Raw genomic sequence first — 24091 nt, forward strand, 5'->3', positions numbered from 1 at the left:
TTGTTATTTTAATGTTAATTTTAGAAAATACTTTGATTTTTTTAGGTTTCTATGATCAAAATCCCCTAAAAAAAACCCCTTAAGGGGGATTTTTTATCCAACTTAAGGGGGACACATCAATATGCAGGCTTTTTATATTTTCGTAAACTGTTAGTATAAGTGGAACAAGGTAAAATTGTTTTGAAAATTGCTAATCATGGTCCAAAAGTATTCATATTTTGCATCGGGTTTATTACTTCATCTGGCTTTCCACCCAGTTGACTCGCTTCTGGCGGAGTCATCCCGGATTTTTTTCCCAAATAAATTACTATCGCACTAACAATCATTACTGGTGACAGTATCATTAACCAAATCAAAACAACACCCCCAAGTATATAAACACACGAATTATAGCTATTATATAATAATGGTGAGCTTATTGGTGATTTTTCAGTCTCTTTTCCATTTGCTCGGCAATTTGTTTCGAATTGAAATTTCCTTCATTTTGTAATTTTTCAATGATGTTGGTATAATCTGTTTCATTTCGGTTCTGGCTTAATTTATAAGCAGCCTGGACTTCTTCCACTTTAATCTTAAAACCAACAATTCCTTTTAGTTGATTTTCTAGGAGTTCAGGAGAAAGTTTATCCCATAATACGGGATTTTCTCGATTATGTTCATATTTTTCCAACATTCCTGATAATTCTTCTATTAACTCATCTTTCTCTAAAATACTAGCTTTTCCGTACATATGGATTGCCTGATAATTCCAAGTCGGCACATTTTCGTGCGAATACCAGGAAGAAGAAACATACGCATGAGGTCCCTGAAACATTACAAGCACATCTTTACAGGTTTTAAATGTTCGCCACTGAGGATTTCCATAAGCCATATGCCCTGTAATATAGTAATCATCACCTTTTTTATTTAACCCTAAAGGCAAATGAGTGGCAATTGGCCTCCCTTGTTCAGTTGTAACAATCGTGCCAAAAGCGTTTTTTTGAACAAAATCCCAAATTTCATCCATATTTGAGACCTTAAAATAGTTTGGGATATACATAATATCCACCTTTCTGAAAGAGTTATAGGAGAGCTTTGATCATGATAAAGTCCATTTGTTCTTCATCACCCATATAAAAAAAGTGGGCACCATTTTGAACAAACCCCATTTTCTTATAAAAAGCAATCGCATTTTCATTTTTTTCCCATACACCAAGCCAGATTTTTTTCTTATTATGTTCCATTGCAATGTCCATAGCTTTATTAAATAATAATTTACCAAGCCCATGTTTTTGAAATTTGTTCCTTACATAAATCCTCTCGATTTCAAGTGATTCATTTCCCATACCTTCAGACTGAGCTTCATTGACATTAACCTTTAAATATCCAGCGACTTCATTATTAACATAAACAAAGAAGAACTGTGACGAACTATTTGATAATTCCTGTTCTAATTGGTTTACGTTAAATGCTTTATCCAAATAGGCATTCATATTCTCGGGTGTATTCTGATCCTTAAATGTCTCATCAAATGTTTCATAACTAATATCTTGAAGTATACGTAAATCGTCAAGTGTGCATTTTTTTATAGTTATAGTCATTTTATAATCGCTCCTTTTGTGTGATCAATAATTTCTCTTGTTTCCTTTTTTCACATATTCCCAATCTAGTTCAATATTTTTTCTAACTCTTTGAAGAAGATTGAAGATGGTTTCTACTTCCGTTTCAGATAATCCAGCTAATGCGACATTATTGGAATAGTCATTTTCTCGTCTTATAAAAGGATAAACATTTTTCCCTTTCTCTGTTGGAAAGAGCTTTTTTATTTTTTTGTTTTGCTGATCATCTTTCTTGTCAATAAAGCCATTCATTTCAAGTTTTTTTATCGCGCGAGCTGCTGTTGTCCGATCAACTTTAATCATCTCAGCTACCTTTTCTTGAATGATACCTGGGTTTTCATATATTCGCACAAGGTATAAATACTGTCCCTTTGTTAGGTCATATTCTTTAAATTCTATATTGCTTATCGAATCTAAGGCCCTGGCAATCATTCCAATTTCACGTAGAATCTCCTTCATAATAAACTCCTAAGCATATGATTTTGTTGCAAATGCAATAAAAATTACTATAAATTAAATTTAACCTAACTTTGTTGTATTTACAACAAAAAAATAAATAAGTAGTCAAGTAAGATGAGAGATGTTTTTTGTTTTAGAAATATTATTATTACCATAGTTATATCTAGCCAAATGTTAAAGATAAAAACGAATCAAAGTGAAAGTGGAGTAAATTGAATGGAGAAGGCTATCCCAGAAAATGAAATAGCCGGTGGAATTTTTCCTGATAAAAAAATTCAGAATTGGAAGGGTTTATAACTTAAATTATGTATAGAGCTATCTTCAAAAATACTACTATACATAGGGCTTTGTTCTTTTTATGTATAAAAACGTATCTTTGCTATCAACACGAAGTGAGTTTTAAGTAATAAGTTATCCGCTAGTTTTATAAATTAAGTCTTTACTTTGTGGTCATTTTTTGATTTCCCTTTAATTTATCCAACATTTTTACCATTCCAATAAAGCCTCTTATTGTAAACAAAGTAAAGTTTACACTAGCAAAGGTATGAAATGGAGTCCATTTATTCCACTTAAATAATCTTGTATTCTTTTCCATATACCACTGACCTAAACTCATGGGAACACTAAATATTAAACTTTTCAGTAATATTTTCCATAATTTATCATGGTATGAAATTCTCACCCAAATAACACTTAAAATTGGGAAAAATAGTATGTCATAAATAATATTGGTTTTAAAAATTTTTGGAAAAGGACGAATTGGATATTCAACTCTTTTTGTTCCAACAACATAAGCATCAACAAGTGTAGCAAGTACCCCTTTTGAGAAAAAAATGACAAGGTTTTCTCTCATTTTTGAGCCTTTAAATAAAAATGGCAAGGAAACATAACATAAAGAGGTGAGTATATTTAACAGTTTTTTCTCCATAAAAAAACATCCTTCCGAAGGGAGTTTAATCGTCAATATTACGATGTCCTTGTCAGTTCAATATTATTCTATAGAATATCCCTTACAATTTCTGTAAAATTTTATTAATGATTGGTTAATAATTAATAAAAGCCAATGTACTATGAGCTATCTCATTTGCTTTTGATCACATTTTTTTAAAGACTCCATATTTCACTATATTAGTCATTTCTTGTTTGCTTTTGACGCTAATTTGATTTTTAGAATGGAACCTCACTCTTGGTCATATATTAACTTGAGGTGATTGTAATGGATAGACATCTAGAACAAATATTTGATGTCCGTTATTTAAAAATTGGTACAATGGTCAATGGCGGAGTTTTGCAAATTGGTTGTGGTTCTGGTATTGTTCATCAAGCTGCTCCGATTGGATATACTACCGTGGGAACTACCTTAGTTGGACTATCAGCTCCTCAACAATTTAGTGTCCCATTACAAGCAGCCATTCGGACGAATAATAAGACTTGATCCAAATCTAATTTAATAAAAAAAGCCGCCCAGTGGCAGCTCGATTTATACAAAACTTTTAATTACGTCATGTTTACTTTTTGATTAATCCATTCAAGAGCATGCTTGACATGGGCAAATGTTTTATAAGAGGACATGTCCATGCCACTTCTTACAACTGTCAGGGCTAGCTCTGGTCGCATCCCGGTAACAATAACATCTATATCTAGCAAACACAAAATATCTCCGATTGATTTTAAGTTGCTAACTAGTTCTTGATTGAGATCTATGATACCTGAATAGTCTATGATTAGGAATTGTAATTGCAACTCTGCGATTTTAGGAACACCCTTATCTAAAATATAATGAACCCTATAAGAATCTATTTTACCAACTAATGGAAGAACAGCGACACCCTCCTGAATCAGAACAACGGGTGCCGACAGTTCTGCCAATTCTCTCTTTGTCTTTTCCTCGTATCTTTCTGAAAGCATTTCAAATGCTAAAATCGTCTCGTTTAAACTGACGTCGAGCATGGAGTTAACCTTTTTAATAATCAATTTACTCTCTTTTAATGAAATTCCAAAGTCGTCGCTGAGTTTGGTTATAAGGTCAGTAAATACTTCTCTGGTGGGCGGATACCTAACTGTAATCTCAGATATTTTTCCTCCTGAAGTAACTTGTTGCTCTGCGTTCTTTTTACTCCATGATAAAATGTCCTCAGCTACATCCACTGAGTCCTCTAAGATTGACTGTCCTAAAAACTCAAAAAATTTTATGTACATGATGATTGCTTGCTGCTTTTCCTCTTTGGAAATGATTAAGTTCATTTTTTGAAGAACACCTTCAACTATTTGTACTGCTAGTATAGATGCATTTTCTGTGAAATAGGTAGCTATTTTATTATCTAGTCTCACTTATCAATAACCCTCCTTTTTCCATATATTAAGATTATACCTTAAAAAAGAGAACACTTCAGTAACTGTCTATTATTCTGATATCATTTTTCAGCCAAATAGGATTATTAAGGGCAAAAAAAAAGCTACAGCCCTATTTATAGTAGTTCTGTTGCCTCAAATGAAATTTCTCCTGATGGTAATCCTTTATCATCAATTATTATATGCTTATACAGTTTGCGAACTAAACTTTTCATCTCTTCAGGAGAATAAGCTATTATGACCACCTGTTCTTCCTGATTATTCCCGTTCATTTTTACATGGTACCTCTTTCTTTTTCTAACTTGGTGCAATGATTCCATTAATAATCGACCTCGCCTTGATGAAATAATCAATATTATATTCCCAGTTAGCAAGATTTTTAAACAATAGAAAATGCAATAAATCAATAAATTTGACTACTCAAATTAAAATACTTTTAGAAGAACAGCTTAATTAGTACACCTTGAAAGGATTAATATTCCTCCAATAATAATAACCACAGTGATCATCTTGGTAAGGCAGCCGCCTTGTGATAATGCTCCCAAGTTACCAATCATTGAACGGTTTATAGAATCCCCTATGTTACCCGTTGGATTTTTTTTATTTTCTTCTATTTGTTTTTTTTCTTGTTCGTCTCCTTTACTCACAAATCTCCCCCCCAAATGAGTCCTATTAAACGTTTATTCTCTACAATTCAAAATTAACCCTTCTTCCACTAGAATGATCGTTCCAAAAGAAAAGCCGCCAGAGGATTGGCAGCAAGTTTTAAAATTTAGGGTTGTTAAGTTAATAAATTTAAAATAATCATTAACAAAATGGTTAGTGATAAGAAACCAGCAATAAAGAAACCAATAAGTTTTATCGCTTTTGGCAGCTTTTTTATAGCATCCTTACTAACATATGCCATATTTCCTTCTATCTTGTTAATGTGGTCTATTACATCATTAAATGGTTTATTTTTATCCATCCAATCACTCCTTTACCATATTTTAACATATTTACTTTTTTATATTGTATTCTCTTTTATTAATTCCTTTTTACTTTTATCTTTTCCGGGATAGTCGACCAGTACATTGGGTCCTTCCTGGCCAACAAGCCATCTCAAGTATAATTTTTGATGGTGCTACTCGATGTTTTAAAGCATAACAAATTGTGGCTTTTGTCCAATGGACTATGCATGTAACTTGAATTATAAAACTACTACATTTTGTCTCATAAACATACCAAAACATTTAGATTAAATGGAAGCAATTTTTCCACCATTTTTTGTAAGCATAAAATTGCCAAGAGTGATTATCTCCAAAGGAACACACAATTAAACTGAGGGAGTTGAATATGGATAAAAACGTTTGCCCCCTAATCATTAGGGTAAAGTAGTATAGATTGCAAAAAATTTAAGGAGGATTTTTTTATGTCACATGAGCAATATGAATCAGTAATTGAAGCACTACATGAATGTATGATTGCATGTAATCACTGTTACGATGCTTGTCTAATGGAAGAAAATGTGAATATGATGGCGGAATGTATTCGCTTAGACAGAGAATGTGCGGATATTTGTGCTTATTTAGAACAAGCGATTGGCAGAGGGACGCCATTTATTTCTGAATTAACACAAGTGTGTGCAACCATTTGCGAAGCATGTGGTAGCGAGTGTAATAAACATCAGCATGAACATTGTCAAAAGTGCGCAGATGCTTGTTTAAAATGTGCAGATGCTTGTAGACAGTTAATTGTGTAATTTCGTGGGTATCACACTACCAAATAAACGGTGCTTTCCTTTTTTAGGAAAGCACTTTTTTAGTTTGTACGATGAAAAGTTTTAAATGTGTTTGAGAATGAACTACTGAAAAACAAACTATAAACCCAAAATTTATTGCCGTATAAAGTCTTTACACCATTTAATAGTTAATCTTACCCAGTTATTGGCCAAAAAATAAAGGAGAAATTCGTATTAATTACCGAATAAAGTCCCAGCCGATCCTAAGCCACCTATAAAGAAAAAAAGCCTCACACAAAGGCCTTTTTCTTCATAACTATCCATATTCTTCGAAAATTATAATGAAGTGATTGGTTATATGTTCCCTCCTCCACCAATATTTGGTTTAATATCTTGATCAAATATAGCACCATCTACCATTTCCAAGCTATCTACTATGTTATTTAAATTCCCTCCGTTAAGATTACTAATACCATAAACCCCCCCCATATTTAAATTATATTTTCTATTGGCATCCATTCCATTAATCACCATTTCACCTACATTGACAACCGAACTTGGTTGTTGAGAATTTACAATTAAGCCTCCAAAATTAATTACTGATGGCACATTGTTTTCCTCCATTCCCCTTCTATCCTGTAACATATTTTATGTAATGTCATATTTATTGTGGTGGAAAAAGGCAGCCGTTATTTTGTTAACGGGGAAAAGCTACAGGGGCATTGGTTGAAAGCCATTCGTTGCAGAGAATGCCTTTTTAATTCCACTAACAGGTACGGTTTTATAGGTTGAATTTATCAATCAAGGATTAAACCTTCGAGTTTGGTTTTGTTATGTAGATTTAGGTTAATTAAATAACATAACTAAAAATGGGTGTTAAAAGATGTTTATATTTCCCTGCTCACAGCCTTCTTAGCTGGAGGGATAATATTAAATGTGCTAAAGGAAGAGTTGCCAGAAGAAAGAAAAAGTAGCTTCTTTGCTTTTTTCCTTGGTTTGGTGGGTTACTCTGTATTGTTATTGCTTGTTTAGTCAGATTTTTAACATTCATAATAGGAGGACCTCGCGCAGCGTAATGGTCTTTTTTTATCTGAAATTAGGAACATTATGATAGCACTTGCTGTTTTGATAAATAAGGTGGCTGATTAGGATGATGAAAATCAGATAGGGTTAGAAATTAGGGGCGTTTGTTGAAAAGGATGGCTGCTTCAGCAGCCAATTTTATTTGTTGTTTCACTATATCAGCTTATAGATTGTCAATATTTCTCATTAAAAAAGTTTAAAATATCCCAGTTTACACAAAAAATGTATGTCAAATAAACTTCATGAATCTTTACATAATCCTAAATCGCCCTAAATGAAGTATGTCTTCCTCGATTGGAATTGAATAATTTTTTAGAGTCTTCCTCACATTAATTACAGAGGTGGATATAAAATGAAATTAATTAGGCTTGTTGCTTTTATGACAATCGTTGCAGGAATTATAGGATGGGTAATTACTTTTAGTGCAGACCCTTATTCTAGTCCAATTGCCACTGCTTGGCAAATAACATTGATAGCAAATCCAATTGGGATTATTTTAAGCATTATCCTGATTGTGAAGAAAGTAAAATACTCAACAATCCTACTTATACTGAATTTTTTATTTACTATAAGCGTTTTTCCAATGTGGTTTTTGACTGACCTTATTAATATGTTAACAGGTAATCTGTCACATTAATTTTTTTACTAAATAACGTATTCATATCAAACTTTTTCTGGTAGGAGTTCCGTTTGGAAGAACTCTCTAGTACAGATTTAATAATTTTCCCTAGATTTCCTTCATTTTTCTTATTTTATTATCCCTGTTCCCTTTATGGTTGTTTCAACTTCAATATTAAATTGAATGTCAGGATAAATTCTTTTCCATTTCTCCCATTTTTGATCCTCAGATCCTACTCTTGAAGCTCTATACATTAGCCCGAATCCTAATGGATCAACCCTGTTATCCTTAAATTTGGTTAATAAATTTCTTATTCTTTTTTCGGAGGTTTTTGAAGCTAACTTTCCGTATTTTTCAAGCTGTTTATCATCAAGAGTGTCTGTTGACTCTTCCACTGTTCCTTTGATATTTGTTTTTAATTGTATCACTGGCTTATTCTTATTAGCTTCTTTCATTGAAAAATCACTTTTAAACATTTGAGTTGTTACCATAAATGATAAACTCCCTTGTTCAACTTTTATATCTACCTTTTTATTATTACTTTGAATAGCATTAAAAGTCTTTGTCTCATCTTGAGATAAGATTAAAGCTTCTTTATTTCCTTTAAAGACTGAGACCGTATTAATAAAAAAACTATTTTTATGAACATCTATTATAGGAAGGTACCCATCAATTCCTCGATCACAGAGACTCCTGTAAAAATTAAAAAGATAGTTGGTAGAGATATAAGGAGTTTCTGTACCGGCATCCCCAAAATAGAGGAACAGAGAATTTGCAGGGATATTTTCATCTTTCGGTTTAACTTGTAAAACTGTTTTTGCGTATGGTTTTCCGATTGCAACATAAGCGACTTTTTGTACATCTCTTCTCCGCATAAACCAATCCATAACTTTGCGAAGATCTTTTTTTACAACGTCACTTCCAAAAATAATCGCTTTGGTATGTCCAAAATCCAATTCCCTATCTGTTTTGGATTTTAAAACTCTTATAGCTTCGGTAATCGATTTTGCCTCTTCAGTTATAACATATGACTTATCTTGAGTTGATGCATCCGAACTTGGTATAGCAATCTTCAAACTAACACTGTACTCGTTTTTTCCCTCTTTGGGTTTGTCTACTCCGACAGCAACCACAAAAGCCCGTTTATCTATATCTTTAAAGCCAGTCTCAAACCCACATAAAATACAATTCATACCTAACATGGATAGCAAAATAACAATCTTCATTCCACTTTTGCCCTCCTTTTAATCCAAAACATAAGTGCTGTAACAAAAACATTTACAAATACCAATAAGGAAAAATATAACTTCGTTATATAATAAACATCTGTTTCATCTAAAAAATTACTACAGATAAGGATTATTGTAATAAATATAAGAACATAACAATATTTGACCACATTAATATTTTTCCAATTTATTTGAGGCGTACAACTTTTAAAATACTCTAGACTTACATGCCAAGAGATGATTACCCCTACTAGAGCCATGCCAATATATAATAATAAAAATAAAAAAAGGACTCGTTCAATGAATCCAAATTCCATATGCATAGAGTCTGCAGTTGCAATCCAAGGAAAGGTATAATTATCAATGGTATCAATCCCGTTCAAGCCAAGAGGTACGAATACAGATGTAAATAAATTTAATAGACCAACAATTCCTATTCCAAACGCTTGATAAAATTTTAAAGGTTTTACTTTCTTTTTAAACGACCTATTAAAGATACCTAAATAATAATATCCAAGTAAAGAATAGGATGCAGTACCAATACCAGTAAAAGATGGTTTTTCTTGAAAATGAGTAAATACAATTTTTACACCATCCCACTTAAAATAGGGATTGAAAATCGACTTAAAAAATATAATTATGATTAATGGAATGCTAAATAAAATGACAATTTCCAATGCATATAAAATTCGTTCAGTTTTAATCATAGACCCAAAGCCAACTAAAACTAAAAACAAAAAACTGATTAAAAATGTGGACATTTCGGGGCTAATAAACATTTTTGAAATATTGATAAAAGCTAATAAAACAAACCATCCCGAAACATAAAAAAGGATTCCTACAAAAAACAAAAAAGGTACAGAAAACCATTTTGAAGTATACTTTTTTATAATTTCTGGTTGTCCTAGTCCAGGGAATTGGGAAAGGCTATTAGAAAAAACATAGAGAAAAACAATTGTAATGATTACTCCAATAATAATCGACATAATCGTTCCATTGAATCGTTGTTCGATTAAATATCTCGGTACATACGCCACAACATTTATTAGCATGTTGACAATAATTAAATAATAAAAATAACGATTCACCTTCCCTTCTTCCTCCCTTCCTAATCAAAATACGGATTATAGTCTAAGGTCTTTTCTTTTCAGAATAGACTACTTTTAAAAATGGCTGACCTAAACTATCTAAACTTATAACGTAAAAAAGTAAGCCTAGACAACCTACTATTAATCCAATGATCCCAGTGAGTGTCGTTAATAAGAGTAAAAAATACTTTGCGACTCTGATTGTTAAGCTCATTTCATTGATTGGTATTACAAAATTACTTATTGCTACTGCGGAAACAATGATAATCATTATATTAGAAACCATGCCTGCTTCAGTAGCTGCTTGGCCTAAGATTAACCCACCAACAGTAGTTGCTGTTGACCCAATCGTTTTTGGTAAACGAATGGATGCTTCTATGAGCATCTCCATTGTTATAAGCATAAACAATACCTCAATAAAGGATGGATAAGGGACATTAGCTCTGCTTCCAGCTATTGATAATGCAAATTGTATCCTAAAAATTTCAGGGTTATATGACGTGATGCCTACATAAGCTGCTGGTAAAACTAAGCTTGTAATAAGACCTACATATCGCAAAATAATTAAGAACTTAGAAACCCAAAAAGGTTGATAAAAATCTTCCATGGTACTCATAAAGTCAAAAAACGATGCAGGACCCAAAAGTGCAAAAGGCGTTCCTTCAAGTAAGATGACAATTTTCCCCTGTAAGAGATTGTATGCTATTCTATCCGGTCTTTCCGTAGTTATCAAACGAGGAAACAAAAGATGTTTCCGCTTCATCAAAATACGAGAAAGTTCTCCAGTCGATTGGATAATATTTGCGTCAACATGATTTATCTCTTTTTTAACTTTCTGTAAAGTCTCAGATTGGACAACTTCAGAATCATATAAAATAGCTACTTCTAAATTAGTTCTCAAACCTATTAATTGAAGTTTTTCATATTTAAGAGTGTTTTGATGGTAACGATTTCTTAATAAATTTAAATTGACTTCTATGTTCTCGCTTAAAGAATTTTGTGGACCTAGTATGGTTGCTTCAACTGTGGCAGGAAGTACATTATTATTTGATGATTTTTTTAATTCAACTAGGTGGACTTGATCTCTTAAAAGAAGAACAATGCTTCCATGTAGCAAACTTTTAATTGTTTCTTTTACATCTTTATAGGGATTAAAAACTGGAAGGCTTTGAACATATTTTTCATAAGTCTCTATTTTCCCAATTTCAAAAAAAGGTTTAATAAGCAATTCTTGAACTTTATTATTATCAATCACACTTTTCAGAAAAATCATTTCAAATTCTTCTTCTCCATTATCAACCTGACGGAAAACACAATCATCGGTATCCTTAAAATTCTCTTCTAACACCTTTTTCACTTGTGTTACTTGATTTTGTTTTCCAAACATGACCCTTAACCCCATTTGTTAAAATCTTTTAAGAATATTCTTTCCCTATTTTTCTTAATTATTAGGATTTTTAGAGTGAGTGTTAAGGAATCTTAATTTACAAGGTCATTGTGGCAATATAGAAATTGAAAGTGCTCGGTGATAAATAACTTCTGTCAACTTGTCAATAGGGTGGCGAATTATGGTGAAAATTCACTCTTAATTTCATTAAAACCGTTTTATATCAATAGAAGCAGTCCAAATCTGTTGCGAATTGGACTGCTAAAGGGTGTGTTAATTTAGTATTTGCACTCGATATTTGCACTCGAAAACCGAAGCCGTTATTAGAATCTTAGGGTATTTTTATTTGTTAACAATACAAAAATAAGATTAATTAAAAAATGGAGGAATTAAAATGTGGACATATTTTTGGGAAGCTATACTATTTGCAGCCGTAGGAACGTTTATACTTCGATTAGGAGGAAGAAAATCCATTTCACAAATGACGGTTCCACAATTGGCAATAATCATTTCATTGGGAACTGTACTTGGTGGAGAAGTAGCTGGAAAGGGGGTTGGCAACTCCATATTAGCTGCTGCTACTTTTGTTGGATTTCTGGTAGTTACTGAATGGATTTCTCTCAGCTGGAACGGAGTAGAAAAGGTTTTGAAAGGAGAAGCAGTGCCTGTAATTTCTGAAGGGAAACTCTTAATAGACAACTTAAAATCATTAAGAATTTCTGTGGATGACTTGGAAAAACGGTTAAGAATGGCAGGTATTAATCGGATAGAAGATGTTCAAATTGGAACGATTGAAAATAATGGAGAATTAGGTTATAGTTTGATGCCACATGCCAGGCCAGTCACGATGGGAGATTTGGAACGGGTTTTGAAAGCTACTTTTCCACAAATAAATATAGCTAATTCGAATAACAAGGATGACATTTTTAATGAAGTAATTATAGGTGAAAATTCTAAAGAAGTTCCTAATCAATTACATTAAATACAATCAAGGATAGGGCTGCATTGCAGACCCTGTTTTTTCAAAATATATATCACCATTTCGGACTAAATATGGATGTTAAAAACAAAACAAACGCAAGCGAGATAATTAGTGTGACGTAAGGTCTTTTATTGTGGAGTAATAATAATGGGAACATTACACAATCAAAACCAAGAGACCACCAAAAATTCCATCCTCTATTGTAACTAACCAGACCAAAATGATGCCATAACAATTCCAAGCATGAGTAAATTACTATCCATAAAATAATGTGTAGTAATTTTTTTGTTTTTGTCTGAGGCATATTAGATAAATAAAGCAAAATACTGCATGGAAAAGCTATAAATATATATATAATTTCACGTATTTTATCCCATTTTTCCGAGAAATCGGGCGTAAAATCCCATAACATATCTTTGTCATATAAGTAAAAATACAACAAGTTTCCAACCAGCAAATAAAGCAATGTGGGATAATACTTGTTAATGTTTTTCCAGTCTCCCCACCTTAAAGCTGCTAATATTGTTAATAAATTAATAACTATATGCACATAAATCACCAATAAAAGTATTTACCAATAATTGTAAATTAATTCAGCGAATCATGGAATCTCTTGTTAAATCATTCAAAGAACTGCCCTTTTGCCTTCCTATCAGTGCGGTTGAAAGGTTAAAGCAATCTTCACTTTTTCCTAAAACTTCTTAGTCTAACATCATTTTCTTTGTATGCGTCCAGGGTTGTTGAAATTACTGGAAGGTGTCCGATCACTTACAACATTCATGACTTTTAATTCTTCAGATTTACAAAATCATTTATTTTATCCCGCCGCCCGATAACGGCAATTTTATCTCCGTCATTTAAAATTTGATCAGGAGAAGGTGAAATGATCAGATCCTGATTTTTAACGATTGCAATGACATTTAAATTAAACTTTGCTCTTAAATCAAAATCTCGTAGACTTTTTCCTGACATACTTGGAGGGATTACAATCTCCTCTATATTATATTCATTTGATAATTCAATATAATTTAATACATTAGGTGTAAGGATTTGATGTGCTACACGTGCCCCCATATCTCTTTCAGGATAAACAACCCAATCAGCACCCACTTTTTCTAAAACTTGTCCATGGCGTTTATTAAGGGCCTTGGCAATAATCTTTTTTATCCCTAATTCTTTTAAAAGCAAGACGGTTAAGATACTTGCTTGCATGTCATTTCCTATCGCAACGATAACATAATCAAAATTACGAATACCTACAGATTTAAGCGAATCTTCTTCAGTAGAATCAAGTACAACAGCATGTGTAACAAATTCTTTCCCACCCTCTACTCGATCTTCATTTATATCAATTCCCAGTACTTCTTGATCTGCTTCATATAACTTAGATGCTATACTCGTTCCAAAACGGCCTAAACCAATAATTGCGTAACTTTGCTTTTCCATTTCTGCATTCCCCCATAAGAAAAAGTTTTACTAGCCAATTAATATTTTTTCTTCTGCAAATCTTATCTTTGATTCTTTTTGTGTTTTTAAAAGTGCAAAAGCCATGGTTAAGGGCCCAAGTCTTCCTATAAACATCATGATAGTAATCAATATTCTACCAATTGGTGTTAAATCCGGTGTTAACCCTGCTGTTAAACCAACAGTACCAAAGGCTGAAATAGTTTCAAATAAGATTTTGCTCATTTCTGCCTTTTCTGTATAGGTCAATAAAAAGAAAATGATGAAAATAAAACTAATGGCTGCAACTACTATGGATAAAGCCTTATTCACATACTGCCATGAAATTCTTCTTCGGAAGATATTTACATCATTTCGATTCGTCAGTACTGTCCAAAAGGCAAAAATGATAATAGCATAAGTGGTTACTTTTATCCCTCCGCCAGTAGATCCAGATGAGGCTCCTATAAACATTAAGGCCATCATGAATACTTGAGATGAAATGGTCAGTTGTGAAATATCTATGGTATTAAACCCTGCTGTTCTTGGCACCACTCCTTGGAAATACGATGCCCAGAGTTTATTTCCTAACCCAAAGTTTCCAATCGTATTGGAATTATCATATTCTGAAACCAATATGATTAAAGTTCCTACAATGTTTAGAATAATTGTCATCAATAAAGCGACTTTAGAGTGCAAAGATAATTTACGTATTGATTTTTTTCTATAGAGGTCTAGGATTACTGTAAAACCAATACCTCCAATAATAAAAAGGAGGGTTATTACAATATTGATAGTTGGATCTCCCACCCATTTACTAAGGCTGTCAGATTCTAAACCAAATCCGGCATTATTAAAGGCTGAGATAGAGTGGAAAAACCCATAATAGATGGCTTTCTTCCATGGCATCTCGAAAGCCCATCTGATCGCTAAAATTATGGCACCTATCAACTCCACCATGAGAGTAATGAGAATAATCCGCTTTACTAAGTGAACCACTCCTGAAAGTGTAAATACATTTAAGGAATCTTGCAGTAGTAAACGCTCCTTTAATCCGATCCTTTTTCCCAAAATAATGAACATAAATATTCCTGTTGTCATAAAGCCCCAACCGCCCATTTGAATCAAAGAAAGAAGAACGATTTGGCCAAATAGGGTAAAGGTTGTTCCTGTATCTACAACGGCTAACCCGGTAACACAGACAGCAGAAGTTGCCTCGAATAAAGCATCTATAAAGCTTAGTCCTTGTCCCTTTTCATGTGTTGCAATTGGCAACATAAAAAGACAAGTTCCTAAAAAAATTAAACTTCCAAAACCAATAACAATAATTTGGGCGGGATTCAATTTAATCAAATTTCTTTTTCTTTTTAACACTGTCATATTCTCTCTCCCTTAAAACTTAGAAATTAAATCAATGCCTTGTATCAAAAGAAGCCACTGATACTTTGTTTTCAGATGGCTTCTTAAATTTGAGTATTACTTTATTAGTTATCACCTGATTTAAAATGTTTATGAATTAAGAAGTCATTCCTCTAATTTAACTAGTCTTTCTGTTATTTGGCTGTGTTCTCGTTCAGCTACCTCATTAGAGATAACATCTTCTTTTATCAATTTTTCAACAGCTTCGTATTGTGCGTATAAAGCATGTTTTTGTAGAATCGATTGTTGTTTTTCTTTCAATTTGGGATACTTCTTTAAAAGCTGCTCCATTTTCATCTGCAAACTTGATAACTCTTGTTCATATTGAGCTATCAGCTCCTTTGTTGCCATTTCTGAAATGAATAACTTCTTACTAATTTTTTTTATTTCCGATATGGCAATCTCATAACGGTACCCTTGTGCAATAAGCTCTTCATACTCCTTATATCCCCCCTCTTTTTTATTGACTCCTAAGAAGGATAAAAGTGGTTTTATTGAAAGTCCTTGAAATACTAAAGAGAAGAGAACGACACTAAATGTAATAATTAAGAGGTCTTCCCGTCCTTGAAAATTACGAGGAAGACTTAAAGCTAAGGCAATCGAAAGGGAACCTTTTAAACCTCCCCAATTGATAACATGCTTCCAAGCATAAGGAAAATTCTTCATAAATAATAAACTGGCATAGACCGCAATGCTTCTTGCTACAAGCACAATCAGTATGGCTAATAAAACTAATCCCCATTTGTCACTAAAATTTATCCTTGTTATCTCTAATCCAACCATTAAAAAAACAACTGAGTTCGCTAGCAACGCTGTAACTTCCCAAAAGTTATTGATGTTTAACTTAGTAGTAGGACTCATACCAATTTTGGCTCCGTAATTTCCAAAAATGAGACCAGCAATCACCACAGCAATTACACCTGACGCGTGGACAGATTCTGCTAATAAAAATGAGCCATAAAATAGTATAATGCTGAAGATGATCTCCAAAGGATAATCATCAAATTGTTTGGTTAATTGAGAAAAAACATAGCCAAGTGCTCCTCCTATTATGAGCCCCAATGAGATTACCTTAAAAAACTCCCACAAACCATAGCCTACACCTATTGCTCCAAGGTCTAGGTATGTAAGTAAATAAAAAGCGGAAATTTTAAAAAGCACAACCGACAATCCATCATTAAATAAACTTTCACCTTCAATAACAGTCGCAAGCCTTTTGTTAACTCCGACACTTTTGAAAATAGATATAACACTTACTGGGTCAGTTGCACTCATTAAAGCTGCAAAAACAAACGCTTTAGGAATGGAAAAATCCAACAACCATATCATGAAGATACCAATTATCAAAAAAGATAAAAGCGTACCTCCAAAAGCCAGAGCAAGAATGGGACTTTTATTCTCTTTTAAATGTGAGTAAGGAAGCTTTAGTGACGCCTCTCCTAATAATGCAGGCAAAAACAGAGTAATGATAACAAAATTAAAAACTTCACCCTCAGTAATAAAATCCTTTAAATGCTCTAAAACCGGAATGTTAACTAAACCAATAATCGTTCCAACAACCACTAAGGCTATCGGGTAAGGGCGATTGAACTTCTTAGCAATAGATGTAACACCGGCTGCAATCATCACTAGAATTAGACCAATTTCAAAAATGTGATGTAAATCTAATTCATTCAATTTATACATAACCTCCTTTAAAGCTAATTTCTTCTGGGTGAGGATCTTACTTATTATCTGCGTTTTTCATTCATGTATTTCATCCATTTTTTAAGTTTAATACTACTAATAAAATACCCTGCAACAGAGGTAGCAATTACACCTAAAGACAGATTTAAGATAAAACTGTGTGTGGTGTAAATACCTGCTCCTAGTCCTGCCAAACCGAGGAGAGATAATTGAAAACAATATTTCTTATTATTTTCATAGATTGTAAACTGAAAATGTCTTCTTTGTTCTTTCTCCTTGTATTGCTCTAATTTAGTAGGTGCCTCTAAAAAGCCCTCAACAGAATAAAACAACTTAAAGATAGATTGCGATTGAATCCATTTCCAAACAAATGCCCATTTGTTATTTCCTTGTTTATTAATCCATTCAATGAAAACTGGTTTACCTAGTTCCATAAGTTCAGATTCTGGAGCTATCTGACGGATTATTCCTTCGATTGTTACAATCGAACGACCCAGAAATACAAACCTTGTTGGAACTTGAATCGGAAGTGATTGTATAAAGTCGTTTAATTCCATTTTAAATGCCATCACGTTCATTTCTTTTAGTTGTGAGGGTTCAAATGAAACAAATTCTGCTAATACTTTTTCAATGATCCTAGAATCAGCTTCTGGAAGTAAAAAACCTAAATGGTATAGATAATCAACAGCCTTAGAATAATTCTTAGTTAGCAAACTCTCAATTAGACCTTGAAGATGGGCTGCATCTTTTTTAGTTATTTCCCCTACCATTCCAAAGTCAAGTAAGACAATTTTTCCTTCTTTTGAGATCAGAATGTTTCCAGGATGTGGGTCTGCGTGAAAAATGCCAGGTTCAAGCCAGTGGGGAATGAAGACTTTTATAAGCCTTTGAGCAATTTCTTGGCGACTAACCTCTAAGAGTTCCAGCTCTTCAATATGGGTTAAACGTATTCCTTCCAACCATTCCATTACAAGTACATTTGGCGTACTGAGTTCCGGATATACAGAAGGAATTTGTACAAAATCCATATTTTTAAATCGATTTTTAAAATACATAATGGTGTCGAACTCTTTTGAATAGTCGAGTTCTTGTTCAATCACTTGTCTTAGTTCCTTAAATAAGGCTCTAAAATTTATAAAGCCTTTGGGAATCGGAACAAAATGCTCAGCAAACCAAATGATAAAACTTAAAATACGAAAATCAGTTTGTACTATGGAGTCGATATTAGGTCGTTTCACTTTAATAGCAACAATAGATCCATTTTTGAGGATACCTTTATACACTTCACCGATGGATGCTGAAGCAACAGCCTGTTTGTCAATGTAATAAAAGTTTTGGTCAAATAAATCACCCCATTCTTTATCAAGTATTTTTTGGATTTCTGTCCAATTTGACGGAGGGACTTTATCTGTTAGGTCCTCGATTTGACGAATAAAGGCTTTTGGCAACAAATCTGCCCGAGCACTTAATATCTGTCCAATCTTTATGAGCAAGCCTTCTAATTCAAACAGGGTCTTTCGAAACCTTCCCCCTATTTTCCCCCAAAACTTTTCATAATCTTCCTTAGGTTTTCTACGTAACTTATACCAATAAATTTGAAGAAAAATAACAAAGGCCATAGATAACACTCTGAACATGCGATACATCTTATTTTTTTGTTTCATTTAATCCCCACAATTCTAATTTAAGTTAAATAAGCCCAACCACCGTAATAGCTTTTTAAAAAAACGAAAGCAAAAAAGCCCATCAGCAAAGGGCATAAAATCCCCTTGGTGACAGGCTCCTCCAAGTTCACTTATATTTATTTTTAAATATTATCACATCACCATAAAATTTGGAATATCTTTTTCTTGAACAAATCAAAGAAAACTTTGTAATTATCAGATGTTAGATTTTAGGAACTACACAATCCAGACTTAAAAAGAATATTTAATAAAAGTCATATAATTAAAAAAAGTCCCCCCAGAATGAGGAGAGACGATATAAAATCTAATTTCTATCGAACGTTTGATCCTTGCTTAGTGCTTTAAGAAGTGAAAATACAATTAGAAGCATTACAATGGTAAAAGGAAAGGCTGCAATGATCGAGGCCCTTTGTAATGCCTCTAGCCCTCCTGTCCATAATAAAATTGCTGCAGTACTTGATTGGATTATTCCCCAAACAAACTTCACTTTATTAGTCGGGTTAAGGCTTCCGTTCGTGGTTTGCATGCCAAGTACAAATGTAGCTGAGTCTGCTGAAGTAATAAAGAAAGTGCTAATGAGAAATATAGCTAATAAAGAAAGCACGTTTGAGAACGGGAAATTCTCAAACATAGTAAAGAGTGCTACTTCGCTCCCTTTCTTGTTAATTACCTCCATAAGTTCCTTATGTTCAAAAAACTCAAGGTAAATCCCTGTTCCCCCAAAAACCGAGAACCACAAAGCACCAAAAATAGTTGGAACCAACAAAACACCAATTACAAATTCCCTTATCGTTCTTCCCTTAGATATACGGGCAATAAAGGTACCCACAAATGGAGCCCACGCAATCCACCATGCCCAATAAAAGATAGTCCAATCTTGGAACCAGGTCATATCCTTATAAAAAGGACTTAGACGAAAACTCATTGAAGGCAGGTTTTGTATATAGGAACCAAGAGTGGTAGTAAATAAATCCATGATAAAGTTAGTTGGGCCAATAAATAATAAAAATAAAAGAAGAGCAATTGCAAGAAAAATATTAAGGCTGCTCAAATACTTAATACCCTTATTTAGACCTGTTTGAGCTGAAAGCATAAATAGTACAGTGACAATACCAATAATGATTAACTGCGTGGAAAAATTATTATCTACTTTAGAGAATGTATGAGAGAGACCGCCACTAATTTGAATTGCCCCAAGTCCTAATGAGGTTGCCACACCAAATACGGTGGCAAAAACTGCTATGCAATCTAAGATTACTCCAATTGGGCCGTTAACCTTATCGCCTAAAATCGGTCTTAACAGAGAACTGATTACACCTGGCTCGTCTTTTCTGAATTGAAAATAAGCAAGTGCAAGTCCGATAACAGCGTATATGGCCCATGGATGAAGCCCCCAATGGAAAAAGGAATATCTCATAGCAGTTCTTGCAGCTTCTGCTGTCTTCCCCTCTATAAAAGGTGGAGAGTAATAATGATATAAGGGCTCAGCTACACCCCAGAAAACTAGTCCAATTCCCATACCTGCACTAAAAAGCATAGCAAACCATGTAATATAACCATAAGCTGGTTTATCAGTATCTTTGCCTAAACGGATATTTCCGTATTTCGAGAAAATTAAAAATACCACAAAGACCAGAAATGCGGTAGCTGATAACATATAGAACCAACCAAATTTCTGCAAAACCATTCCCTGTATGACTTGGGTTACGCTATCAAGGTTACTGTTCGGAATAATTCCCCACAAAATGAAAACTGCTGTAATAATAACGGATATTGTAAATACTGGTGATATTTTTTTCATGCAATCCCCCTTACTAAAATTGTCTCCTGATTGAATATAGTTATGAGTACATTTTGATTCTCTAATTAAAATGTAATTAGAATGAAGGGGAAATAAAATAGGCCTAAAAAATAAATATAAAAGGCATTAATTTTATTCGACATTAAATTATTTTTCGTACTTTCGCAAATTAAGTTAACTTAACCACCAAACCTAAAACAAAAAAACTAGGTTCAAAAAACTCCGGAAACATGAAGTACCCCTTCTGTAGCCAAGAAAACATCACGAAATTAGGAAAAGCAACTTAGTGGATTTGTCGAAATTTCCGCTTATATAAATCTTCTCACCACCTTTCATATTGGAAATTCTAACAAAGATTTCAAATCAATACCAATCATTTATCTGTTAGGTCCTCGAATTGACGAATAAAGGCTTTGACAACAATATCCAATCTTTATCTAACAAGCCATCTAATTCAAAAAGGCTCTTTCTAAACCTCCCCCCTATTTCCCCCATACCTTTTCCTAATCTTCTTTAGGGGATTTCTGCGTAGCTTATACCAACAAATTCTTAAGAAAAATAATAAAAGCAATAGATAACACTCTGAAACATGCGATACATCTTATTTTTTGATTCATTTTAATCCCTCAATTCTAATTTAAGTTAAATGAGCCAAACCACCGTAATAGCTAAAAAAAAAACGCAAGCAAAAAAGCCCATCATCAAAGGGTATAAAATCCCATTGGTGACAGGCTCTTCCAAGTACACTTATATTTATTTTAAATATGTATCACATCACCATAAAATTTGGAAAATCTTTTTTAAAAGAACAATTCATAAACTACAACCATCTTTCTAACATAAGTGGTAAAAAACGACATCTGTTTTTTATACTTTAAAATTAACAACTTAAAATGTAAAATAAAGTTGGAAGATTTTAATAGAGATTACCTAGGTTTCTAATCAAATAATTAATTTAAGGAGTTGCTAATGAAAAAAATAGGTTTATTGTTATTCTGTACCATCATCCTATTAACCCAAACTTCAATAGAAAACTCTCCACTAGACACTAAAATTACTTATAAAGAATACAATAATAAGGTCATTTTATTTTTAAGTTTATCTAACTATTTTAATGAGGAAAAATATTATGATGCTATTATAAAACTTAGGAGATTGGATTCCCCTATCGATAATAATTTAGTAGTATTTCGACAAAGTAAGAATCCATTTGAATTTTTTAATCTAGGGATTAAAAAATCACCTGCGATTCTGATTATTACTAGTAGCGGAAATAAATTTCTTGAGGTAAAAGGCACAAACGTCTCAACCAATGAGATAGTGAATTCCGTTTTAGATGCTTATACACTGGGCAAAATTATTCAATAAAATAATAATGTGATTCTTTATTATGTAATTACCCATTTACTGGCTAACTAAATGAAAAGAAAGCTGTTAAAAGATTGTATACATACATTTAAAGGGATCCTAAATAGAATCCCTTTTTCTTATAACAATCCCCAAGCAAATAAATAATAAATACCGAAAACCAGAAAGATAAACAGTAGTATAAGCGATAAAAATAATATCAAGAATCGAGGGAATATAAAAGTTTGTTGATTAATAGCATTCCCCTTTTTAAAATATCCAAGGGTGGACATCAATAGGGTAATGATTCCTACAAATATAGAAGCTAATCCAATTGTTTGAGCTAATCTATTCCCAATTACTATGTTTTCAGTGAGCGAAGAAAAATGAAGGTTAGTAATTAAAAAACCAACCCCAATAATGGTGATACTTGTCCTAATCCAAGCTAAGTAAGTACGTTCATTCGCTAAATGCTGCTGGATATATTTTGAATCAGTAGTATGTTTATCGTTATCAAACATTCTCATCCCTCTTTTAATCAGTCAAATACCTATTAGTGGAAAACCCTTTTATTCTTCTGAAGAGATTCAATGAAATACTTACAAGAATGATCACAATTGAAATGACCTGTGCAATTCTTAAATGACTGGTTAACATTAAGCTATCGGTTCGCATACCTTCGATAATAAAACGACCAATTGAATACCAAATAAGATAGGTTAAAAACAATTCTCCGCGACGGAGATTGATTTTTCTTAAAGAAATTAGCAGTACCACCCCAACTAAACTCCATAGAGATTCATATAAAAAAGTAGGATGATAATAAGTACCGTTAATATTCATTTGATTGATGATAAATGTAGGAAGGTGTAGGCTTTCAAGAAATGCTCTGGAAACAGGGCCTCCGTGAGCCTCTTGGTTCATAAAGTTTCCCCACCGTCCTATTGCCTGTCCTAGTAAAATGCTTGGGGCTGTAATGTCCGCTAATTTCCAAAACGATATTTTTCTTTTACGAGTAAATATAATAGCTGTTAAAATAGCTCCTATTAGCCCACCGTGAATAGCGATACCGCCGTTCCATATAGCAGGAATTTGGATTAAATGGTTTTTATAATAACTCCATTCGAATAAAACGTAGTATATTCTGGCTGATATGATCGCAATAGGTAGTGCAAATAAAACTAAGTCGACCAGAATATCAGGTGAAATTCCTCTTTTCTTACACTCTTGTGTTGCAAGATATAAACCCAACAAAGCACCTAAACCAATTATGATGCCATACCAGTGGACACTTATAGGACCTAGTTGAAACGCAATAGGGTTTATTGGGGTAGGATTTGTATCCATATTCATTCTCCTCCTATTATTTGTGCATTCATTTAATTATAACATTTTTGAAAGTTTAACTTTTATTAAGAATTAGTTAATAATCCACTTCCATTCCCTCAAGATGTATATAAGTTGTTTGCACACTCAGTTAATTTTTTTAGAATAACAAGGAAGTTTGTAAAATATTGTACTTAAACAAAAGGGCAATTAAATAATGAACCGTACACGCTATCTAAATTTAACAGTTCGATATATCTGCTTAACTAAGCATTCAAAATGTCAAGACAATAGGGTTTGGTCAGGAGAGAAGAACCAAAATTTACCTCATTTTATCTTAACATGTTACTATTTAGTCACATATTTTTTAAAAGGAGTTGGGGAAAATCTATACATGATTAATAATATTACTCAAATGTTTTTGTATTGTATGAATTAATAAATTGTGTCGTTGCATAAGTGATTGATTATGTATTCTGTTGTTCTTCTAATATGATCTCCATTCTTAAAATATGGTTAATGGTTTCGACCCTTTCTAATGTTAAACCGCTCTATGCTTTTGGTTCTCCAAACTGGTAATACAATATGAGTGTGAGGAATATAAAGATGGCAATAAATTGAGGAAAATAAGGGATATAAATTATCTAGCACAATGTTAAATGATATTTGAAGCTTATACCAAAAAGGTGCAATTATTGCTTAAGCTGTTTAAATGCGAATTTACTGTAGGTTGAGACCCTGGATACGTCCCCTCCTGTTCTGTTTATAAACCTAAAACTTCACAAGGCTTCTTGTATTCCTCTTTTTTTGTGACTGACTACTCGATGATATGAATAATATAATAAGCCCTTCCTTAAAAAAGTAATG

At 32.9% G+C, this 24091-nt stretch carries 26 protein-coding genes; 5 read left to right on the forward strand and 21 right to left on the reverse strand.

Going from position 1 to position 24091, the window contains the following annotated elements:
• Nucleotides 1-194 precede the first annotated feature (194 nt).
• The 5 genes from V7077_RS22090 to V7077_RS22110 form a co-directional block, all read right to left on the reverse strand.
• The gene (locus V7077_RS22090; protein ID WP_335505941.1) at nucleotides 195-356 is read right to left on the reverse strand and encodes a hypothetical protein; all 162 of its coding nucleotides are present in this window, start codon (nucleotides 354-356) and stop codon (nucleotides 195-197) included.
• Between the two features lie 59 nt (nucleotides 357-415).
• Nucleotides 416-1039, reverse strand: a complete 624-nt coding sequence (locus V7077_RS22095) for an FMN-binding negative transcriptional regulator (protein WP_335505943.1) — start codon at nucleotides 1037-1039, stop codon at nucleotides 416-418.
• 22 nt (nucleotides 1040-1061) lie between these two features.
• Nucleotides 1062-1580 (reverse strand): GNAT family N-acetyltransferase, encoded by a 519-nt coding sequence (locus V7077_RS22100; protein ID WP_335505945.1) that lies wholly within the window; start codon nucleotides 1578-1580, stop codon nucleotides 1062-1064.
• 24 nt (nucleotides 1581-1604) lie between these two features.
• Nucleotides 1605-2057: a MarR family winged helix-turn-helix transcriptional regulator gene (locus V7077_RS22105; protein ID WP_335505948.1), complete on the reverse strand. Its 453-nt coding sequence runs from the start codon at nucleotides 2055-2057 to the stop codon at nucleotides 1605-1607.
• Nucleotides 2058-2496: 439 nt separating this feature from the next.
• Entirely contained in the window at nucleotides 2497-2985 is a 489-nt protein-coding gene (locus V7077_RS22110; RefSeq protein ID WP_335505950.1) for a CBO0543 family protein, read from the reverse strand.
• A gap of 288 nt (nucleotides 2986-3273) precedes the next feature.
• Between V7077_RS22110 and V7077_RS22115 the strand changes: the two genes are divergently transcribed.
• On the forward strand, nucleotides 3274-3492 hold the full coding sequence (locus V7077_RS22115) for a hypothetical protein (RefSeq protein ID WP_335505952.1): 219 nt from the start codon (nucleotides 3274-3276) through the stop codon (nucleotides 3490-3492).
• Nucleotides 3493-3554: 62 nt separating this feature from the next.
• Here V7077_RS22115 and V7077_RS22120 read toward each other — a convergent pair whose 3' ends face one another.
• The 4 genes from V7077_RS22120 to V7077_RS22135 form a co-directional block, all read right to left on the reverse strand.
• Complete coding sequence (locus V7077_RS22120; protein WP_335505954.1) at nucleotides 3555-4388, reverse strand: STAS domain-containing protein; 834 nt, start codon at nucleotides 4386-4388, stop codon at nucleotides 3555-3557.
• Nucleotides 4389-4525: 137 nt separating this feature from the next.
• The gene (locus V7077_RS22125) at nucleotides 4526-4729 is read right to left on the reverse strand and encodes a hypothetical protein (protein ID WP_335505956.1); all 204 of its coding nucleotides are present in this window, start codon (nucleotides 4727-4729) and stop codon (nucleotides 4526-4528) included.
• Nucleotides 4730-4858: 129 nt separating this feature from the next.
• Complete coding sequence (locus V7077_RS22130) at nucleotides 4859-5056, reverse strand: DUF6366 family protein (RefSeq protein ID WP_335505959.1); 198 nt, start codon at nucleotides 5054-5056, stop codon at nucleotides 4859-4861.
• A gap of 134 nt (nucleotides 5057-5190) precedes the next feature.
• Nucleotides 5191-5376, reverse strand: a complete 186-nt coding sequence (locus V7077_RS22135) for an amino acid transporter (protein ID WP_335505961.1) — start codon at nucleotides 5374-5376, stop codon at nucleotides 5191-5193.
• 444 nt (nucleotides 5377-5820) lie between these two features.
• On the opposite strand from V7077_RS22135, the gene V7077_RS22140 reads away from it, so the two are divergent.
• Nucleotides 5821-6150, forward strand: a complete 330-nt coding sequence (locus V7077_RS22140; RefSeq protein WP_335505963.1) for a four-helix bundle copper-binding protein — start codon at nucleotides 5821-5823, stop codon at nucleotides 6148-6150.
• A gap of 333 nt (nucleotides 6151-6483) precedes the next feature.
• Here the strand turns inward: V7077_RS22140 and V7077_RS22145 are convergent, their stop codons facing one another.
• On the reverse strand, nucleotides 6484-6753 hold the full coding sequence (locus V7077_RS22145) for a hypothetical protein (RefSeq protein ID WP_335505965.1): 270 nt from the start codon (nucleotides 6751-6753) through the stop codon (nucleotides 6484-6486).
• Between the two features lie 811 nt (nucleotides 6754-7564).
• Here V7077_RS22145 and V7077_RS22150 point away from each other — a divergent pair.
• Nucleotides 7565-7849 (forward strand): hypothetical protein, encoded by a 285-nt coding sequence (locus tag V7077_RS22150; protein ID WP_335505967.1) that lies wholly within the window; start codon nucleotides 7565-7567, stop codon nucleotides 7847-7849.
• A gap of 110 nt (nucleotides 7850-7959) precedes the next feature.
• On the opposite strand, the gene V7077_RS22155 is transcribed toward V7077_RS22150, so the two are convergent.
• From V7077_RS22155 to V7077_RS22165, 3 genes are read right to left on the reverse strand one after another with little or no spacing between them, the layout of a single operon-like run.
• Entirely contained in the window at nucleotides 7960-9057 is a 1098-nt protein-coding gene (locus V7077_RS22155) for a Ger(x)C family spore germination protein (protein ID WP_335505969.1), read from the reverse strand.
• Nucleotides 9054-10148 (reverse strand): GerAB/ArcD/ProY family transporter, encoded by a 1095-nt coding sequence (locus V7077_RS22160; RefSeq protein WP_335505972.1) that lies wholly within the window; start codon nucleotides 10146-10148, stop codon nucleotides 9054-9056. Before V7077_RS22160 ends, V7077_RS22155 begins: the two co-directional genes overlap by 4 nt.
• A 43-nt stretch (nucleotides 10149-10191) precedes the next feature.
• Nucleotides 10192-11535, reverse strand: coding sequence for a spore germination protein (locus V7077_RS22165; RefSeq protein ID WP_335505974.1), 1344 nt, complete (start codon nucleotides 11533-11535; stop codon nucleotides 10192-10194).
• A gap of 394 nt (nucleotides 11536-11929) precedes the next feature.
• Here V7077_RS22165 and V7077_RS22170 point away from each other — a divergent pair, with 394 nt between their 5' ends.
• A complete protein-coding gene (locus V7077_RS22170) occupies nucleotides 11930-12517 on the forward strand; it encodes a DUF421 domain-containing protein (RefSeq protein WP_335505976.1) in 588 nt (195 codons plus the stop codon).
• A 52-nt stretch (nucleotides 12518-12569) separates the two neighbouring features.
• On the opposite strand, the gene V7077_RS27815 is transcribed toward V7077_RS22170, so the two are convergent.
• The 6 genes from V7077_RS27815 to V7077_RS22195 form a co-directional block, all read right to left on the reverse strand.
• Entirely contained in the window at nucleotides 12570-13076 is a 507-nt protein-coding gene (locus V7077_RS27815) for a CBO0543 family protein (protein WP_420489698.1), read from the reverse strand.
• 227 nt (nucleotides 13077-13303) lie between these two features.
• The gene (locus V7077_RS22175; RefSeq protein ID WP_335505978.1) at nucleotides 13304-13963 is read right to left on the reverse strand and encodes a potassium channel family protein; all 660 of its coding nucleotides are present in this window, start codon (nucleotides 13961-13963) and stop codon (nucleotides 13304-13306) included.
• A gap of 30 nt (nucleotides 13964-13993) precedes the next feature.
• Nucleotides 13994-15340: a TrkH family potassium uptake protein gene (locus tag V7077_RS22180; protein ID WP_335505980.1), complete on the reverse strand. Its 1347-nt coding sequence runs from the start codon at nucleotides 15338-15340 to the stop codon at nucleotides 13994-13996.
• Nucleotides 15341-15484: 144 nt separating this feature from the next.
• Entirely contained in the window at nucleotides 15485-17056 is a 1572-nt protein-coding gene (locus tag V7077_RS22185; protein WP_335505982.1) for a cation:proton antiporter, read from the reverse strand.
• 53 nt (nucleotides 17057-17109) lie between these two features.
• Nucleotides 17110-18729 (reverse strand): ABC1 kinase family protein, encoded by a 1620-nt coding sequence (locus V7077_RS22190; RefSeq protein ID WP_335505984.1) that lies wholly within the window; start codon nucleotides 18727-18729, stop codon nucleotides 17110-17112.
• Nucleotides 18730-19054: 325 nt separating this feature from the next.
• A complete protein-coding gene (locus tag V7077_RS22195; RefSeq protein ID WP_335505986.1) occupies nucleotides 19055-20551 on the reverse strand; it encodes a glycine betaine uptake BCCT transporter in 1497 nt (498 codons plus the stop codon).
• Nucleotides 20552-21520: 969 nt separating this feature from the next.
• Between V7077_RS22195 and V7077_RS22200 the strand changes: the two genes are divergently transcribed.
• On the forward strand, nucleotides 21521-21919 hold the full coding sequence (locus V7077_RS22200; protein ID WP_335505988.1) for a hypothetical protein: 399 nt from the start codon (nucleotides 21521-21523) through the stop codon (nucleotides 21917-21919).
• A 119-nt stretch (nucleotides 21920-22038) separates the two neighbouring features.
• Here the strand turns inward: V7077_RS22200 and V7077_RS22205 are convergent, their stop codons facing one another.
• Together V7077_RS22205 and lgt are read right to left on the reverse strand one after the other, a co-directional pair.
• Nucleotides 22039-22419 carry a YidH family protein gene (locus V7077_RS22205; RefSeq protein WP_335505990.1) on the reverse strand — a complete coding sequence of 127 codons (381 nt, stop codon included), beginning with the start codon at nucleotides 22417-22419 and terminating at the stop codon, nucleotides 22039-22041.
• A gap of 13 nt (nucleotides 22420-22432) precedes the next feature.
• The gene (lgt, locus tag V7077_RS22210) at nucleotides 22433-23245 is read right to left on the reverse strand and encodes a prolipoprotein diacylglyceryl transferase (protein ID WP_335505992.1); all 813 of its coding nucleotides are present in this window, start codon (nucleotides 23243-23245) and stop codon (nucleotides 22433-22435) included.
• Nucleotides 23246-24091 lie beyond the last annotated feature (846 nt).

The sequence above is a fragment of the Neobacillus vireti genome (assembly GCF_036962465.1).
Classification (GTDB): Bacteria; Bacillota; Bacilli; order Bacillales; family Cytobacillaceae; genus Neobacillus; species Neobacillus vireti_B.

Coding starts and splice junctions, on each gene's coding strand:
- lgt (WP_335505992.1), bottom strand. CDS start 23,245: ATGGATACAAATCCTACCCCAATAAACCCTATTGCGTTTCAACTAGGT.
- V7077_RS22125 (WP_335505956.1), bottom strand. CDS start 4,729: ATGGAATCATTGCACCAAGTTAGAAAAAGAAAGAGGTACCATGTAAAA.
- V7077_RS22175 (WP_335505978.1), bottom strand. CDS start 13,963: ATGGAAAAGCAAAGTTACGCAATTATTGGTTTAGGCCGTTTTGGAACG.
- V7077_RS22140 (WP_335505963.1), top strand. CDS start 5,821: ATGTCACATGAGCAATATGAATCAGTAATTGAAGCACTACATGAATGT.
- V7077_RS22145 (WP_335505965.1), bottom strand. CDS start 6,753: ATGGAGGAAAACAATGTGCCATCAGTAATTAATTTTGGAGGCTTAATT.
- V7077_RS22180 (WP_335505980.1), bottom strand. CDS start 15,340: ATGACAGTGTTAAAAAGAAAAAGAAATTTGATTAAATTGAATCCCGCC.
- V7077_RS22200 (WP_335505988.1), top strand. CDS start 21,521: ATGAAAAAAATAGGTTTATTGTTATTCTGTACCATCATCCTATTAACC.
- V7077_RS22205 (WP_335505990.1), bottom strand. CDS start 22,419: ATGTTTGATAACGATAAACATACTACTGATTCAAAATATATCCAGCAG.
- V7077_RS22115 (WP_335505952.1), top strand. CDS start 3,274: ATGGATAGACATCTAGAACAAATATTTGATGTCCGTTATTTAAAAATT.
- V7077_RS22195 (WP_335505986.1), bottom strand. CDS start 20,551: ATGAAAAAAATATCACCAGTATTTACAATATCCGTTATTATTACAGCA.
- V7077_RS22165 (WP_335505974.1), bottom strand. CDS start 11,535: ATGTTTGGAAAACAAAATCAAGTAACACAAGTGAAAAAGGTGTTAGAA.
- V7077_RS22105 (WP_335505948.1), bottom strand. CDS start 2,057: ATGAAGGAGATTCTACGTGAAATTGGAATGATTGCCAGGGCCTTAGAT.
- V7077_RS22150 (WP_335505967.1), top strand. CDS start 7,565: ATGAAATTAATTAGGCTTGTTGCTTTTATGACAATCGTTGCAGGAATT.
- V7077_RS22155 (WP_335505969.1), bottom strand. CDS start 9,057: ATGAAGATTGTTATTTTGCTATCCATGTTAGGTATGAATTGTATTTTA.
- V7077_RS22135 (WP_335505961.1), bottom strand. CDS start 5,376: ATGGATAAAAATAAACCATTTAATGATGTAATAGACCACATTAACAAG.
- V7077_RS22110 (WP_335505950.1), bottom strand. CDS start 2,985: ATGGAGAAAAAACTGTTAAATATACTCACCTCTTTATGTTATGTTTCC.
- V7077_RS22100 (WP_335505945.1), bottom strand. CDS start 1,580: ATGACTATAACTATAAAAAAATGCACACTTGACGATTTACGTATACTT.
- V7077_RS22095 (WP_335505943.1), bottom strand. CDS start 1,039: ATGTATATCCCAAACTATTTTAAGGTCTCAAATATGGATGAAATTTGG.
- V7077_RS22170 (WP_335505976.1), top strand. CDS start 11,930: ATGTGGACATATTTTTGGGAAGCTATACTATTTGCAGCCGTAGGAACG.
- V7077_RS22190 (WP_335505984.1), bottom strand. CDS start 18,729: ATGAAACAAAAAAATAAGATGTATCGCATGTTCAGAGTGTTATCTATG.